This window comes from Micromonospora sp. C31, assembly GCF_018070575.1.
GTDB lineage: Bacteria > Actinomycetota > Actinomycetes > Mycobacteriales > Micromonosporaceae > Micromonospora.
This window is the reverse complement of the sequence record NZ_JAGPXN010000022.1, coordinates 1-14,718: the sequence shown is the minus strand read 5'-3', so window position 1 is coordinate 14,718 and position 14,718 is coordinate 1. Positions and strand designations below refer to the sequence as shown.

The 14,718-nt window shown below is 68.7% G+C and carries 12 protein-coding genes and 1 pseudogene; 10 read left to right on the top strand and 3 right to left on the bottom strand.

The window, feature by feature from the left end; genetic code table 11:
* Window positions 1-172 precede the first annotated feature (172 nt).
* The 7 genes from pdxY to KBX06_RS23900 all read left to right on the top strand — a co-directional run bounded on the left by pdxY (window position 173) and on the right by KBX06_RS23900 (window position 10,803).
* Window positions 173-1,024: a pyridoxal kinase PdxY gene (pdxY, locus tag KBX06_RS23930; protein WP_210838855.1), complete on the top strand. Its 852-nt coding sequence runs from the start codon at window positions 173-175 to the stop codon at window positions 1,022-1,024.
* Window positions 1,025-1,616: 592 nt separating this feature from the next.
* On the top strand, window positions 1,617-2,990 hold the full coding sequence (locus KBX06_RS23925) for an RICIN domain-containing protein (RefSeq protein ID WP_247686571.1): 1,374 nt from the start codon (window positions 1,617-1,619) through the stop codon (window positions 2,988-2,990).
* Window positions 2,991-3,462: 472 nt separating this feature from the next.
* Window positions 3,463-3,957, top strand: coding sequence for a hypothetical protein (locus KBX06_RS23920; protein WP_210838853.1), 495 nt, complete (start codon window positions 3,463-3,465; stop codon window positions 3,955-3,957).
* Between the two features lie 717 nt (window positions 3,958-4,674).
* Window positions 4,675-6,114: a glycoside hydrolase family 43 protein gene (locus tag KBX06_RS23915; RefSeq protein ID WP_210838851.1), complete on the top strand. Its 1,440-nt coding sequence runs from the start codon at window positions 4,675-4,677 to the stop codon at window positions 6,112-6,114.
* 162 nt (window positions 6,115-6,276) lie between these two features.
* Window positions 6,277-7,383: a family 43 glycosylhydrolase gene (locus KBX06_RS28060; protein WP_247686570.1), complete on the top strand. Its 1,107-nt coding sequence runs from the start codon at window positions 6,277-6,279 to the stop codon at window positions 7,381-7,383.
* A 134-nt stretch (window positions 7,384-7,517) separates the two neighbouring features.
* Entirely contained in the window at window positions 7,518-9,050 is a 1,533-nt protein-coding gene (locus tag KBX06_RS23905) for an RICIN domain-containing protein (RefSeq protein WP_210838849.1), read from the top strand.
* Between the two features lie 307 nt (window positions 9,051-9,357).
* Window positions 9,358-10,803: an RICIN domain-containing protein gene (locus KBX06_RS23900; RefSeq protein ID WP_210838847.1), complete on the top strand. Its 1,446-nt coding sequence runs from the start codon at window positions 9,358-9,360 to the stop codon at window positions 10,801-10,803.
* A 289-nt stretch (window positions 10,804-11,092) separates the two neighbouring features.
* Here KBX06_RS23900 and rpsN read toward each other — a convergent pair whose 3' ends face one another.
* From rpsN to rpmB, 3 genes are read right to left on the bottom strand one after another with little or no spacing between them, the layout of a single operon-like run.
* A complete protein-coding gene (rpsN, locus tag KBX06_RS23895) occupies window positions 11,093-11,398 on the bottom strand; it encodes a 30S ribosomal protein S14 (RefSeq protein WP_210838845.1) in 306 nt (101 codons plus the stop codon).
* The gene (gene rpmG / locus KBX06_RS23890; protein ID WP_210838843.1) at window positions 11,398-11,565 is read right to left on the bottom strand and encodes a 50S ribosomal protein L33; all 168 of its coding nucleotides are present in this window, start codon (window positions 11,563-11,565) and stop codon (window positions 11,398-11,400) included. Before rpmG ends, rpsN begins: the two co-directional genes overlap by 1 nt.
* Window positions 11,565-11,801: a 50S ribosomal protein L28 gene (gene rpmB, locus KBX06_RS23885; protein WP_210838841.1), complete on the bottom strand. Its 237-nt coding sequence runs from the start codon at window positions 11,799-11,801 to the stop codon at window positions 11,565-11,567. Before rpmB ends, rpmG begins: the two co-directional genes overlap by 1 nt.
* A gap of 235 nt (window positions 11,802-12,036) precedes the next feature.
* Here rpmB and KBX06_RS23880 point away from each other — a divergent pair, with 235 nt between their 5' ends.
* The 3 genes and pseudogenes from KBX06_RS23880 (at window position 12,037) to KBX06_RS28055 (ending at window position 14,585) form a co-directional block, all read left to right on the top strand.
* Window positions 12,037-13,338 carry a GTP-binding protein gene (locus KBX06_RS23880; RefSeq protein ID WP_210838839.1) on the top strand — a complete coding sequence of 434 codons (1,302 nt, stop codon included), beginning with the start codon at window positions 12,037-12,039 and terminating at the stop codon, window positions 13,336-13,338.
* Window positions 13,335-13,436, top strand: a pseudogene (locus KBX06_RS23875) (50S ribosomal protein L31); the annotation flags it as partial. The gene KBX06_RS23880 and the pseudogene KBX06_RS23875, both read left to right, overlap by 4 nt.
* A gap of 285 nt (window positions 13,437-13,721) precedes the next feature.
* Window positions 13,722-14,585: a DUF4394 domain-containing protein gene (locus tag KBX06_RS28055; protein WP_247686572.1), complete on the top strand. Its 864-nt coding sequence runs from the start codon at window positions 13,722-13,724 to the stop codon at window positions 14,583-14,585.
* Window positions 14,586-14,718 lie beyond the last annotated feature (133 nt).

Sequence of the window (14,718 nt, the reverse complement as noted above, 5' to 3'; positions counted from 1 at the left end):
GTCCGGTGTCGGCGGACTCGCCACTTAACTGGCACTCGGGCTGGCCGAACCAGGTGTTCACCCCCGCGAGTGCTGGCTGTCCGGCGGGCACGAGTGCAGGGGATGGCACGTCGGGCGAGCGACACGCGGGGTAGTGCGCCCGGGGGCACGGGCGGCCACGCCATGATGGGCGGTGAAGATCCTGTCCATCCAGTCCTCCGTCGCCTACGGCCACGTCGGGAATTCGGCGGCCGTCTTCCCTCTCCAGCGGCTCGGGCACGAGGTCTGGCCGGTGCTGACGGTCCACTTCTCCAACCACACGGGTTACGGCGCGTGGCGCGGGCCGCTGCTGGCGCCGACCGACGTGGCCGAGGTGATCGCGGGCATCGCCGACCGTGGGGTCCTCGGCAGCGCGGACGCGGTGTTGTCGGGCTACCAGGGCGACCCGGCGATGGGTGCGGTGATCCTCGACGCGGTGGAAAAGGTCAAGGCGGCCAATCCGGATGCGGTGTACTGCTGCGACCCCGTGATGGGCGATGCCGGCCGGGGGATGTTCGTTCGGCCAGGCATCCCGGAGTACATGCGGGACACCGTCGTCCCGCGTGCGGACATCATCACCCCGAACCACTTCGAGCTGGACTTCCTGGCCGGCCGCACGACGGACTCGCTGACGGAGTTGCTGGCTGCGGTCGACGTGGTACGCGAGACGGGGCCGCGGCACGTCCTGGTCACCAGCGTGCTCCACGGCGAAGTGCCGGTGGGCTCGCTGGATGTCGTGGCCGTCTCCGACGGGGGCGCCTGGGCGGTGACCACCCCGCTGCTGCCGATCAACCCGAACGGCGGCGGCGACGTCACGGCGGCGCTGTATCTCGCGCATCTGCTGACGACGGGCTCGCCCGCGACGGCACTGGAACGCACCGTCGCCGCCGTCTTCGCCGTGCTGGAGGCGACCCTCGCAGCGGGCACCCGGGAGATCCAGCTCATCGCTGCCCAGAACGCCATTGCCGAGCCGTCGGCCCGGTTCGTCGCCCGGCGGCTGCGCTGACGGCCCCCGGTCACCTTCTGATCCGTCAGGCCACCGAGCCGGCCGACTTCATCGGGATCGGGAGTCTGCCGGTGAGTCAGGCGCCCGCGTCGGCCACCGGCGACGCGGGCGCGCAGACGGTGTGGCGATACCGCGTGGGCAAGGTCGACGTTCCGGCTGACCTCGACTGCTGCAGGTAGGTTGCCCACCCCGGGCGCGGCGGCCGTCGAGGTCGGGTCGCCGACCCGGGTGCGCCAGGAAGTTCACTCTGGAGTGTTCCTCGTTCCCGCGTCGGTGATCGGAGCCACCGATCTGGTACTCCCGGTGACTCCACTCGACGTGAACGGAGCTGCCCTCGCCGCGGAGACCCTCGTGGAGGTCGCCGGACGCGGTTGACCGGCCGGCGTCGCCGGTCGTCGACCGGACGACGGCCCGTGCTGAAGGGTCGGAAGCCCGGACGTGCGGGTATTGACGAAGTTCATTGGCATGGACGAGGGTGTCCAGACGGCCGATCGCCACTGGTCAGTTCGGTGCGGGGGTCGTCGTCCCCCCTCAGCCCCGGCAGGCCACCCACCAGGCCCGCCGGTGTCCCTCATGCGAAGGAGCCCACCCCATGGGGCTTACGCCAACGTCAACCCGCAAGATCGCCATTGGTGCGACCCTCGCCGCAACCGTCGCAGCCCTCACCGGTGTCGGCATCGTCGCCGCGCCGAGCAGCAGCGCCGCGGTCGACTGCGGCGTGCTCTTCGACGACTTCAACTACTCATCCCGTACGGACGCGGCGCTCGGCCAGCGGGGCTGGCGCATCCGGAGCAGTCCCGGCGGCCCGGGGGTGAGTGGTGCGCGCTGGCTCGCTGACAACGTGTCGTTCCCGACCGTCGACGGGCAGAAGGTCGCCCAGCTCAGAGCGGTCACCGACGGCACCGCAGGTGGTACGTCGCACGCCGAGTTCTCGCAGAGCAGCCGCCGCTTCTTCGAGGGCACCTACCTCGCCCGGATCAAGTTCGCCGACGCCCCGGTCAGCGGCCCGGACGGCGACCACGTGAACCAGACCTTCTACGCCATCTCCCCGCTCGCCGCGCCACGCGACCCGATGTACTCCGAGCTGGACTTCTCCGAGTACCTGCCCAACGGCGGCTGGGGTGAGCCGGGCCCGATCAACTACCAGACCAGCTGGTACACCTACGTGCCCGACCCGTGGTACGCCGACAACCAGCACAGCAGGCAGGCCCGCAGCATCGACGGCTGGCACGACGTCATGGCGACGGTCTCCGGTGGTCACGTCAGGTACTACATCGACGGCGCGCTGGTCGGTGACCACTCGGGCAAGGTCTACCCCCGGCAGAACATGTCGATCGACTTCAACCAGTGGTTCATCGACCTGAACGGGCGCACGGGGGTCGGCACCAGCACCTGGATCCAGTCGGTCGACTACGTGTACCACGCCAAGAAGCAGGTGTTGAGCCCGACGCAGGCCACCGCGGCGGTCAACGGGTACCGGTCCGGCGGCACCGTGCACGCCGACAGCGTCGTCACCACCAACGACTGCGACCCCGGCACGCCCCCGGGCACCAACCCGCCGACGACCCCGCCGGTCACGCCCGGCGCGACGATGCTGCAGTCCAACTTCAGCGGTCGCTGCATCGACATTCCGGGCGGCAACCCGGTCGACGGAGCCCGCCTCCAGATGTTCGACTGCAACGGTAGCGCCGCGCAGAGCTGGGCGTTCCACAGCGACGGCACGCTGCGGGCGATGGGCAAGTGCATGGACCCGGCCGGTGGCGCCCTCGCCAACGGCACGCCGATCCAACTGACCGGCTGCAACACCAACCCGGTGCAGCGGTTCACCCTCACCTCCGCCCGGACCCTGGTGAACGTCTCCTCCGGCCGGTGCGTCGACATCAAGGACTGGGTCGGCAGCAACGGCGCCGCGCTGCAACTGTGGGACTGCGCCGGCACCGCCAACCAGATCTGGGGCAAGCTCTGATCGGATGACAGCAAGAAGGCCCGCGCCGGCTCGGTGCGGGCCTTCCCCTTGTACGCGGAGCGGCCCTCGCCACGCTTCGCACCAGCAGAACGTAGCAGCACGTCAGCGGCCCGGACGGAGAACATCTCACGGGGTCGACGGGCACCCCGCCGCCTCCGCATGGGAGCCGGATTTGCAGCATTTGTCAAGTTCTGGATCGGGGCGTCTCCCGGGTGGACCGCATCCGGATACACCTGGTACCGGCACAGATCGCCCCCGAGTCAGGAGGCAGGCTGAGCCACGATGCCGGGTCCTGCAACGGCGGAGATCCTCGGCCGGCGCACGCTGCGAGCCGCGTCGGCCTACGCGCCGTTCGGCTCATCGCGGCCGTGCCGCTGGTCGGCGCGGCCGAAACTCTGACCCAAGACCGGCGACACGCCTCACCACCTCGCGGGGACCCCGCGTGGTTCCGACCCGATGTCAGGAGAATGTCATGCGTTCCACCCCGATGATCAAAACCGCGCTGGCCATGGTCGCGATCGGTGCGGTGTCGGCCGTCGGCGGCTTCGCGATCGCTGCGTTCGTCCAGGAGAGCACCACGGATCCGGTCGCGGGGTCGGCCGAGTCCTTCTCCGCCGTCACCGTCACCGGCGCGCAGACCGGCACCCTGTTGCCCGGCGAAAGCGCGTACGTCACCCTGACCCTGACGAACCCTAATGCAAACGTGAAGGCCAAACTGGTATCCGTCGTACCCGGCGAGGTTGTTGTCGACACCGTCGTCGACAGCGCCGACACGACCTACTGCAAGGACCAGATCGAGCTCTCCACGCTCGGCGCCGACCCCATCTTCCCGACGCTCGCCGTCAGCGAGGCGAACTTTCCGTTCAAGCTGACCGACGCCGTGAAGCTCAAGCCCGACACCGACATCCGTTGCCAGGGCATGACGTTCCACACCACGTGGACGACCAAGTTCGAGGCTGTGCGCTGAGGATCGCCGACAGCCGAACATGGATGGGGTCGACAACTCGTCGACCGTGCTGGCGTCAACGTCCACGATTCCCGGTGTGGGTCCGCCCCTCCGTCACCCACCCGGCCTCGTCAACCACCGCCTGCGACGCGTCAGGATCTTCGCCCAGGTCCCGTCGTCAGCGAAGAACACATCGTCGCCGTCCAGGCAATCCACATCGCACGGGTCCCAACCGGCGGCGTCCCCCGCTGCTTCGTGCTGGCCGAAGTGATCTGTTGCGGCGTGTGCGGCCGAATCATGGACTCCCACCGGGGCCACCTTCGGGACGACGGTGGCCAGGGAATGACCACATCCGGGTGGGGTACGGATCGTCCGGGGCAAGGGCCTCGCAGTCGATGCGTTCGCGGCCTGCTGGTCGTGGTGGGCGGGGCCTGAGCGAACGAGCATGTTCGATTGCTTGACACTCCACATGGTATCGCTAACACTTGTCCGTAACGCGAACGTAACAAGTAGAACACACCGCTTCCTGCCCCAACCTGACGCGTCGGAGCTGCCGCCACGGCACGTCGCCACCATCAGAACGTGAAGCCGTCGGGCTGCGTACATTTCAATCTTGTTATCGCTAACATAATGGATATGCCGGAAAGAGAATCGTGACCGTGGTCGCACGGCGGTAGCAGCGGCGTCGTACCGACCCTCCAGCTGACTCGGATGCCCCTCCGCGAAGGAGAGATACCCATGTCGAGAGTCCTTGCCCGGCTGGGCGCGGTTTCGGTCGCCGCGTGCCTGCTGTTCACCACCTGGTCGGTGACGACGCCGAAGGAGGCGGCCGCGCTCGACCCGACCGTCGGCTACCTGATGGCGCACTTCACCGGCGAGTCGTCGACCGATCAGCAGATCTATCTCGCCCACAGCACCGACGGCCTCCGCTGGACGGACCTCAACAACGGTGGACTCGTGCTACGTTCCACCGTCGGCACCCGTGGCGTCCGCGACCCCGCTCTGGTCCGCTCGCCCGCCGGCGACCGGTACTGGATCGTCGCCACGGACCTGTGCATCGGCTGCGGTCAGGACTGGTCGACCGCGATCAACAACGGCAGCCGAAACCTCGTCGTGTGGGAGTCCACCGACCTCGTCAACTGGTCGGCGCCGTGGCTGCTGAACGTCGCCGGCGCGATCCCGGACGGACGCAACGCCTGGGCTCCGGAGGCGATCTGGAACCCGGCCACCGGCGACTACGTCCTCTACTGGGCGACGAACGTCCCGCTCAACGGGGCGACCAAGCATCGCGTCCACTCCGCGCGCACGGCGGACTTCCGCAGCATCACGGCCCCGCAGACCTACATCAGCCGGCCCGGCAGCCAGGAGATCATCGACACCCAGGTCGTCGAGGTGCCGGCCGGCGTCGGCGCCTACCGCTACGTCCGGGCCTCCCGGGACGACCAGATCACCATCGAAGGCAGCAACTCCATCCTCGGCACCTGGACGAACCTTGGAAACCTGTCCGGCCTCGGGCTGACCGGCTCCCAGGTCGAGGGCCCGATGTGGCTGAAGTTCAACAACCGCAACGAGTGGGTTCTCTACCTTGACCAGTACGCGTCCGGGCGCGGCTACCTGCCCGTCCTGACCACCGACCCGTCGAACCCGGGCGGCTTCCGGCTGCCGGCGTCCGGCTCCTACGCCATGGGCGGCACCAGGAAACGGCACGGTTCCATCCTGAATCTGACCGCCGCCGAGCAGAGCCGCGTGCTCGGTCGCTGGGGCACCACCGCGGTCAACCGGATCCAGTCGTACAACTTCCCGGACCGGTACGTGCGGCACGCCGACTACGACGCCCGCATCGACCCGAACGTCAGCCCCGCCCAGGACGGCCAGTGGCGGCTGGTGCCCGGCCTGGCCGGCTCCGGCACGGTGTCCATCCAGTCGGTCAACTTCCCGGGCTACTACCTGCGCCACTACGGGTTCGACTTCCGGCTGGAAGCCAACGACGGCACCGCCGTCTTCGCCGCCGACGCCACCTTCCGGCAGGTCGCCGGCCTCGCCAGTTCCTCCTGGACGTCGTTCCGGTCCTACAGCCACCCGGACCGCTACCTCCGACACTCCAACCACCTGCTCCGGCTCGATCCGGTCGGCGACACGCAGGGCCGTGCTGACGCCACCTTCCGCGTCACCAGCTGAACCCGGCCCCCCGTGCGAGGAGGTCCGATCGGATCCACGTCGGCAGGTACCCCAGCGGTGCTATCTGGACGGCGACGAGCGTGCACCTCCCCCGCCCCAGGTGGCGACCAATGGTTCGTCGCCTCGCTACCTCGCACCACGTCCGTCGGAAGGACCCGCGTCATGCGCACCCGCCCACGTTCCATGGTCACCGCGTTGGTCACCGCTGTCGTGCTCAGCGTCAGCGCACTCGCCGTCTCCACTCCGAGCAGCGCCGCTCCCAGAGCGTCGTTCCAGAATCCCATCGTCGGTACGCCCGACAGCGCCGACCCGTGGCTCGGTTACCACGACGGCAACTACTACCACACGGCCACCACCTGGACAGGGCACATCTACATCCGTAAGGCGTCGACCCTCGGCGGCCTGCGTACCGCGCCGGAGACCCGGGTGTTCACGATGTCGCAGCCGAACGCGACATCGAACATGTGGGCGCCCAGCATGCATCTGCTCGACGGCCCGAACGGGCAGCGTTGGTACCTGTACTACTCGGCCGGCCCGAGCGCGTGCTGTGGCGGGCAGCGACAGCATGTGCTGGAGAGCGCGGGAACCGATCCGATGGGCCCCTACACCTATCGGGGCCCGCTCAACCTGATGCCGGACAACGGCTGGTCCATCGACGGTAGCGTGATGACGGTCAGCGGAGAGAACTACTTCGTGTTCTCCGCGTTCAACAACAACTCCGGGTTCGAGAATGGCGGCCTGCAGAGCCTGTACGTGACGCGTCTGGCCAACCCGTGGACGCCCGCGTCGTCGGGGACGCTGATCTCCGAGCCCACCCTCTCGTGGGAACGCCAGGGCAACCCCGTCAACGAAGGCCCCTACGTGCTGCAACGCGCCGGCCGCACGTTCCTCACCTACTCGGCGAGCTACTGCGGCACATCCCACCTCAGCGTCCCCGTGTCCACCGCAACCGTCCTGGCCGGCCCGTCCGGCGAGCTCGACAACGCGGGCGCGGTGCCCGTCCAACGCTTGCAGTCATTCAACTTCCAGGACCGCCACGTGCGGCACCAGAACCATGCCGTCCGGATCGACCCGAACGTCAACCCGGCACTGGACGGGCAGTTCCGGGTGGTCCCCGGGCTGGCGAACAGCGGGCCCGGGTACGTGTCGTTCGAATCGGTCAACTTCCCCGGCCACTACCTGCGGCACGACAACTACGTGCTGGGACTGGAACCGAACGACGGCTCGACGACGTTCAGGGCGGACGCCACCTTCCGCCGGACGTCCTGACACCCCGACCCCGTGGTCGAATCCGAATGTTCCTGAACGTGCGGGTTCGAGTGGTGTCCCGATGGCGGTTCCGTTACCGATGAGACCCGGACACATCAGTCCGATGTCCGAACCCAGAGAGGTCAGATCCAGTGATGGGACATTTCACGGCACGGACCACGTCGTCCGACGGTTACGGATCAGGGCCGCCGTGGCGCACCCGACCGGTTCGTCGGCTGCTGATCGTCCTGGTGACCGCGGTGACGGCGATGGTCGGCGGCGTCGTCGTCACGTCGTCGCCGGCCACCGCCGCCACCAACCAGTTCCGCGGCATGAACTGGGCCGTGCTGGGTGACAACTTCAGCACCGGCCCGCTCGTCGTGCAGGGCCTGAGCTCTTCCGACAGCAACGCGACAGTGCGGGCCAAGGCCAACGCCCTCTACGACGACATGGCGTCCACCATGGGGGTCAACACCGTACGGCTGCCCATCAACACCCACACGGTGGGGACGGCGTGGTGGAACGCCTACCGGGGCGCCATCGACGCCGCCACCGCCCGCGGCCTCAAGGTCATCCTGGCCTACTGGGAGGACGGTGCCGCCTCCGGCGGCAGGATCACGAACCTGGCCGCGTGGAACACGATGTGGTCCACGGTGACCAACACGTACGGCGCGAACGCCAACGTCTACTTCGAGCCGATGAACGAGCCGCACGGCTACAGCTCGGCGGAGTGGCGCAACGTCGCAGCCGACTGGCTCAGCTACCACTACTCGGCGGTACCCGCCCGGGTCCTGATCGGCGGCACCGGCCTCAGCCAGGACCTGCGGGACATCTGCAACGACAGTCGCTTCAACGCGACGTTGCTCTCCTTCCACCACTACGCCTTCTTCTACGGCGCGATGAGCTACGACGCCTTCCGCAGCCACATCCAGACCCGCCTCGGCAACTGTGCCTCCCGTGCGGTCGCCACCGAGTTCGGCGCGCCCATGAACGACGGCCGCAACTACGCCGACGCGAACAGCACCGACAACTTCGTGCGCCACATCCGCGCGATGGCCCAGGTCATGCGTGACAACCGGATGGGCGGCACCTACTGGCCCGCCCTCGGCGGCAAGCCCGGCACCATCGGCTACGACTGGTACTCGATGTTCTCGCTCAGCGGCAGCGGCACCAACCTCGACCTGACCGTCCGCAACACCTCCGGCGCCGACCGGATCCGCTACGCCTGGGGCGACACCATCGGCGGCACCACGCCTCCACCGGCGACCGGGACGTTCTACCGGATCAACATCCGGCACAGCGGCAAGGCGATGGACGTCCAGTCACCGAACACCGACAACGGCGCTCGCGTCGGCCAGTACACCTACGGCGGCAACGCGTGGCAGCAGTGGCAGTTCCAGGACGCCGGCAGCGGCTACTGGCGCATCGTCAGCCGGCACAGCGGAAAGTGCCTCGACGTGGTGAGCGCTTCCACCGCCGACGGTGCCGAACTCGTCCAGTACACCTGTGGCACCGGCACCAACCAGCAGTTCCAGATGGTCGCCAACGGCAGTTACTTCCAGCTCCGGGCGCGACACAGCAGCAAGTGCGTGGACGTGCCGGCCGCATCGACCGCGGACGGCGTGATCCTCAAGCAGTATCCGTGCAACACCGGCACCAACCAGCAGTGGTCGCGCACGGCCGTCTGACGATCGTCGCGACCTGACCACGGATCGCCGTACCGACGCGGTCTTCGCTCCGGCTGATGACGACCCGGTGTGCGGGGCGCTCGGGGTCGGGTCAGCCGGTCGGCGACCAGGCGCACGGCGGCGCGGCCGATGGAGCGCCGGGGCGGCCGGACCACGGTTCGGATTGTGGCGTCCTGGTGCGCAGTCGGTTACCGATGTGTCAACCCGGTGTGAACCGTCACCGGTCGGCGGTGGGTGGCACCAGACCTGAGCATGTCGCTCCGACGCCGGCGGCGGTCGCCGTCCGCCCCATGGAAGGACGAACCTCGTGATACGCAACAGACGGCTCCTGTCACTGCTGGCAGCGCTCACCCTGGCCGGGTCGGCGGTCGTGGCGGTCACCACCGTGGCCGCCGCTCCGGCACAGGCGACGCCGGTCACGATCCCGAACGGCACGCAGTTCACCGACACCAACGGCAACGGGCTGCACGCGCACGGCGGTGGTGTGCTCAAGGTCGGTGACTACTACTACTGGTTCGGTGAGAACCGCAACGCCGACAACACGTTCCGCGCCGTATCCGTCTACCGCTCCACCAACCTGCGCGACTGGGAGTTCCGCAACGACGTGCTGACCCAGTCGTCGGCGGCGGAGCTGCGGGTGGCCAACATCGAGCGGCCAAAGGTCATCTACAACGCCGGCACCGGGCGGTACGTGATGTGGATGCACAAGGAGAACGGCACCGACTACGGCGAGGCCAGGGCCGCCGTCGCCTCGTCGGCCACGGTGGACGGCACCTACGCCTACCATGGCAGCTTCCGGCCGTTGGGCCACATGTCGCGAGACATCACGCTCTACAACGACGGCGGCACCGCCTACCTGCTCTCCGCCGCCGACGAGAACCGCGACCTGCACATCTACCGCCTGACCGCCGACTACCTCAACGTGACCACGTTGGTGGGCAACTTCTGGAACGACGCCAGCCGCGAGGCGCCGGCCCTGTTCAAGCGCGGCAGCACCTACTTCCTGCTCACCTCGGGCCTGACCGGCTGGAGCCCGAACCAGGCCAGGTACGCCACGGCGTCCAGCATCTCCGGTCCGTGGACCGCCATGACCAACGTCGCCGACTCGACCACCTTCCGCTCCCAACCGACCTTCGTGCTCCCCGTCCAGGGCACGTCGACGACGAGCTACCTCTACCTGGGCGACCGCTGGGCCGGCGCCTGGGGCGGGCCGGTGAACGACTCCCAGTACGTGTGGTTGCCGATCGCCTTCCCCTCCCCCACGACCATGAGCCTGAACTGGTACCCCACCATCACCATCGACGCGGCCACGGGCACCGTCACCGGCCAGTCGCCGCCCCACTACCGCATCACCAACCGCAACAGCGGCAAGGTGGTCGACGTGCTGGACATGGCCGTCAGCGACAACGCCGAGATCAAGCAGTGGTCCTGGAACGGCGGCGCGAACCAGAAGTGGGAGTTCCGCGACGCCGGCAGCGGCTACTTCCGGATCGTCAACCAGCACAGCGGCAGATGCCTCGACGTCGCCGACGCCTCCACCGCCAACAACGCCAACGTCATCCAGTACAGCTGTGGCGGGGGCACCAACCAGCAGTGGCAGTGGGTCGCCACCGGCAGCTACCACCAGTTGCGCGCCCGGCACAGCGGCAAGTGTCTGGACGTGGTGAGCGGCGGCACCGCCGACGGCACCGACATCACGCAGTACACCTGCGGAAGCGGCACCAACCAGCAATGGACACGCAGCCAGTCCTGACACCGCCGGCACGGGTGCCCGAGCACCCACGTCGCCAGCTGCCCGTGGCCACAGGTCGTCGTCGGAAGCTCCTGGTGCCGAGCATCCTGCCCGCTTGGTCCGACACCGCCGCGGCGTGCACGTCCTTGTGGGCGTCGAACCCCTCGGTCACGTCCTGGTCCTCGTTCAGTGGACGACCGCGTCGGTGTGCCCCTTGGAGAGCACCACCTTCCCGGCCGCCGACGCCGCGAAACCGCACCATCGCATTCATTCCTCCCTTTCCCAACGCGCGGTGGCACCTGTGGTGGGATCACCACGACGCCTTACGCACCCCGGGCAGCTCGCCGCGCAGGGCCAGCTCGCGGAACCGCACCCGGGACAGCCCGAACCGGCCCAGCACGCCACGCGGACGGCCGTCGATCTGGTCCCGCGACCGCAGCCGCACCGGGCTCGCATCCCGCGGCAGCCGGCCGAGCCGACGGACCGCCTCGGCGCGTACGCCCGGCTCGGTGTCCGGGTGGGCGACCGCCCGCTTCAGTTCCGCCCGCGTCCCGGCGTGCCGGGCCACCAGCTCCGCGCGGCGCGCCTGCCGGTTGACCAGGCTCTTCCTGGCCATCAGCGGGCCTCCTTGAACTCGACGTGCCGGCGTACGACCGGGTCGTACCTGCGCAGCACCAGCCGGTCGGGGTCGTTGCGGCGGTTCTTGCGGGTCACGTACGTGTAGCCGGTGCCGGCGGTGCTGCGCAGCCGCACGATCGGCCGTACGTCGGTCTGTCGGGCCATCAGAGCTTCACCCCCCGGTCTCGCAGTTCGGCGACGACCTTTTCGATGCCCTTGCGGTCCACGGTCTTCAGCGCCCTGGCGGTCAGGGTGAGGCTGATCCACCGTCGCTCCGACGGCAGCCAGTAGCGGTGGTTCTGCAGGTTCGGGTTCCACCGGCGGCGGGTGCGCCGGTGGGAGTGGGACACGGCGTTGCCGAAGCTCGGCTCCGCCCCGGTCACGTCGCAACGTCTGGACACGGTGATCGCTCCTTGCTCGGGCTCGACGATAACGACAACGGTTTTCAGTTCTACACCACCCGTTCGGTCGGACCCGCTCGGGGTCGTGGGCGATCTCGACGGGGCAGTCAACGCCGAGCCGCCGGGCGAGGACCTGGCGAGGGCGCTCCGCATCCACCGGCACATCCCTGGTCGCTTCGACAGCCCGGATGTGCTTAGAATGACAATCGTTTTCAAGTAAGTCGAGAGGAATCCGATGTCGTCGTCACCACAGGCTCCGACCCACACCGTGACCGCCGACGCCGATACCCGCCCGTCGCTCACCGTGCTGTCCGGGTTCTGGCCAGCGGCGACGTTCGCCGTCGCACGCACGTTGCTCGCCGCCGACCCGTCGCTGCTGCTGGTGCGGCACGACCTCACCAGGATCCGGCAGGGCGTCGTCCGTCGGGTGGTCCGCTCCGGCGCCGGCATCGTCGAGGACGAGCGGGTCGAGCTGAGGCACGGCTGCGTCTCCTGCACCCTGCGCGAGGACGTGCTGCCCACCCTCGCGCGGCTCGCCCACACCGATCCCGGCCAGGACCTGGTGCTTATGCTGCCCGAGGTGGTGGAGCCCGAGGCGGTCGCCGCCGCCTGCGCCCACTGCCTCGTCGACGGTGCACCGATCACCGATCTCATCCGGATCGACTCCTACGTGACCGTCCTCGACGCCGAGCACCTGCTCGACGGTCTCGCCAGCACCGAGGACCTCACCACGCTGGGCATCCAAGCCGCCGAGGACGACCACCGCGCGCTCGCCGACGTCGTGGTCCGGCAGATCGAGTACGCCGACACCCTGGTGCTCTGGGGACAGTCCCGCGACGGTGCCTTCGACACCAGCAGGATGGCGGTCCTGCTCCAGCGGATGGCGCCGTGGGCGGCCCACTTCCGGGTCGACGGCGATCTCGTCGACGCGGACGCGCTCACCCGCCAGCTACGTCACACCCACCGGCACCGGCCGGAGACCCCCGGCGTCCTCGCCCGGGGCCTACAGGGCTACACGCTGGGCATGCACGAGCCGGAGGCCGACTGCGGTGTGGTCTCCGCCGTCTTCCGCGCCCGCCGGCCGTTCCACCCGCAGCGCCTGCACGACGCACTGGAAGACGTCAACGCCGAGATGATCCGCTCCCGGGGCCACCTCTGGCTGGCCAGCCAACCCGACATCGTGGTGGCCTGGGAGTTCGCCGGCGGCGGTCTGGCCATGGGTTGCCTCGGGCACTGGCTGGTCAGCCTGCCCGAGGACCGCTGGGAACACGTCGAGGACCAACGCCGCCTCGCCGCCGCCCTGGAGTGGGACCCCTACTACGGCGACCGGCACCAGCACCTGGTCTTCATCGGCCTCGACGGCGACTCAGTCGCGCTGCACCGCACCCTCGCCAACTGTCTGCTCACCGACGCCGAACTCGCCGACGGCGAGAAGACCTGGCGTGCCTACCCCGACCCGTTCGCCGGCTGCTTCCCCCTGCACCCGGAGGAACCGGCCGGCACCGGCACCGACACCGAAGGAGCGCGACCCGCATGAAGCCCGGCATCCACCCCGAGTACCGGCCCGTCGTCTACCGCGACAAGGATGCCGACTTCGCCTTCCTCACCCGCTCCACCGCCACCAGCGACCAGACGCCAGCCCCGGCCAGCAGGAAAGTGCTGATCTCCCTGCCGCACCCCGGGTCGAGCGACGGCAGGCTGATCGACTCCTCGCACACGTTCTGCCTGTTCGAGGTATTTCTACCGGAAGGAGGCAATCCCTGCTGTTGTCGCCATCCAGCGGTTGCGAGCTGCTTTCATGTCTTTGTGCCCGTTCGAAGGGGTTACGGGGTGATCTCCTACAGGAAGGTGCGTGACGTGAAGAACTCGCTCAACAGAGGATGCCTCCTCGCGGCGCTGTCCGTCGTGCTGACCGCTGGCATGACCGGTTCTCTCGCCTCGGCTGCCGCAGCGGACGGCGGTCCCCGGGACGACTCGGGTCGCGACACGTCCTGGGAGAAGTCGTGCCGCCCCTCCGGTCACGACCGGGAGGGCAGGCGGGACGGACTCAAGGCCACCGGGCTGACCGACGACCAGAAGCTGGTCACATTCGACGTCGACCACCCGGGCAAGGCCTGCAAGATCGGCAAGGTGCGGCTCGACGACGACGACAAGCTCGTCGGCATCGACTACCGGGTGCAGAACGGCAAGCTCTACGGCGTCGGCGACGAGGGCGGAATCTACGTCCTGTCCACCCATGACGCCTCGGCCACGAAGGTCAGCCAGCTCAGCGTCGACCTCGACGGCGAGTACTTCGGGGTCGACTTCAATCCCGCCGCTGACCGGCTGCGGGTCATCAGCGACACCGGTCAGAACCTGCGCCACAACGTCAACGACGACACCACCCTGGTGGACGGCACGCTGACCTACCCGCCGTCGACCGCCACCGCCACCGGGCTGACCGGCGCCGCCTACACCAACAACGACCTCGACGCGGACACCGCGACGACCCTGTTCGACATCGACACCAACCTCGACCAGGTCGCGGTCCAGTCGCCGGCCAACGCCGGTCAGCTCGCCGCCACCGGCAAGCTCGGCATCGACGCCGACATCCAGGCCGGCTTCGACATCTACACTGCCGTCCGCCACGACCGGGCCGTCTACAACAAGGGCTTCGCCGTCCTGCACGACGACTACCGCAGCAAGCTCTACGAGATCAACCTGCTCACCGGCGAGGCCGAGAAGAAGGGCAGCTTCTGGGACTACACCGTCACCGACCTCGCACTGCCCCTCAACCAGCACTGAGCGAAGCGCGATCCAGTCAGCGGGACGCGTGCGGTGGGCCGGCGTGCCGGCCCACCGCCCGCGGCCCCAGCACGTCCCTCCCTAACCGTGGTCGCAACCCGACCCCGAACCACGGGCGGGCGTCCCGAACAAC

Bases quoted from the DNA above. Each gene is read 5' to 3' on its own strand.
- rpmG (WP_210838843.1), bottom strand. From the start codon at position 11,565: ATGGCCCGACAGACCGACGTACGGCCGATCGTGCGGCTGCGCAGCACC.
- KBX06_RS23915 (WP_210838851.1), top strand. From the start codon at position 4,675: ATGTCGAGAGTCCTTGCCCGGCTGGGCGCGGTTTCGGTCGCCGCGTGC.
- KBX06_RS23905 (WP_210838849.1), top strand. From the start codon at position 7,518: ATGGGACATTTCACGGCACGGACCACGTCGTCCGACGGTTACGGATCA.
- KBX06_RS28060 (WP_247686570.1), top strand. From the start codon at position 6,277: ATGCGCACCCGCCCACGTTCCATGGTCACCGCGTTGGTCACCGCTGTC.
- KBX06_RS28055 (WP_247686572.1), top strand. From the start codon at position 13,722: ATGACCGGTTCTCTCGCCTCGGCTGCCGCAGCGGACGGCGGTCCCCGG.
- KBX06_RS23925 (WP_247686571.1), top strand. From the start codon at position 1,617: ATGGGGCTTACGCCAACGTCAACCCGCAAGATCGCCATTGGTGCGACC.
- KBX06_RS23880 (WP_210838839.1), top strand. From the start codon at position 12,037: ATGTCGTCGTCACCACAGGCTCCGACCCACACCGTGACCGCCGACGCC.
- KBX06_RS23920 (WP_210838853.1), top strand. From the start codon at position 3,463: ATGCGTTCCACCCCGATGATCAAAACCGCGCTGGCCATGGTCGCGATC.
- rpsN (WP_210838845.1), bottom strand. From the start codon at position 11,398: ATGGCCAGGAAGAGCCTGGTCAACCGGCAGGCGCGCCGCGCGGAGCTG.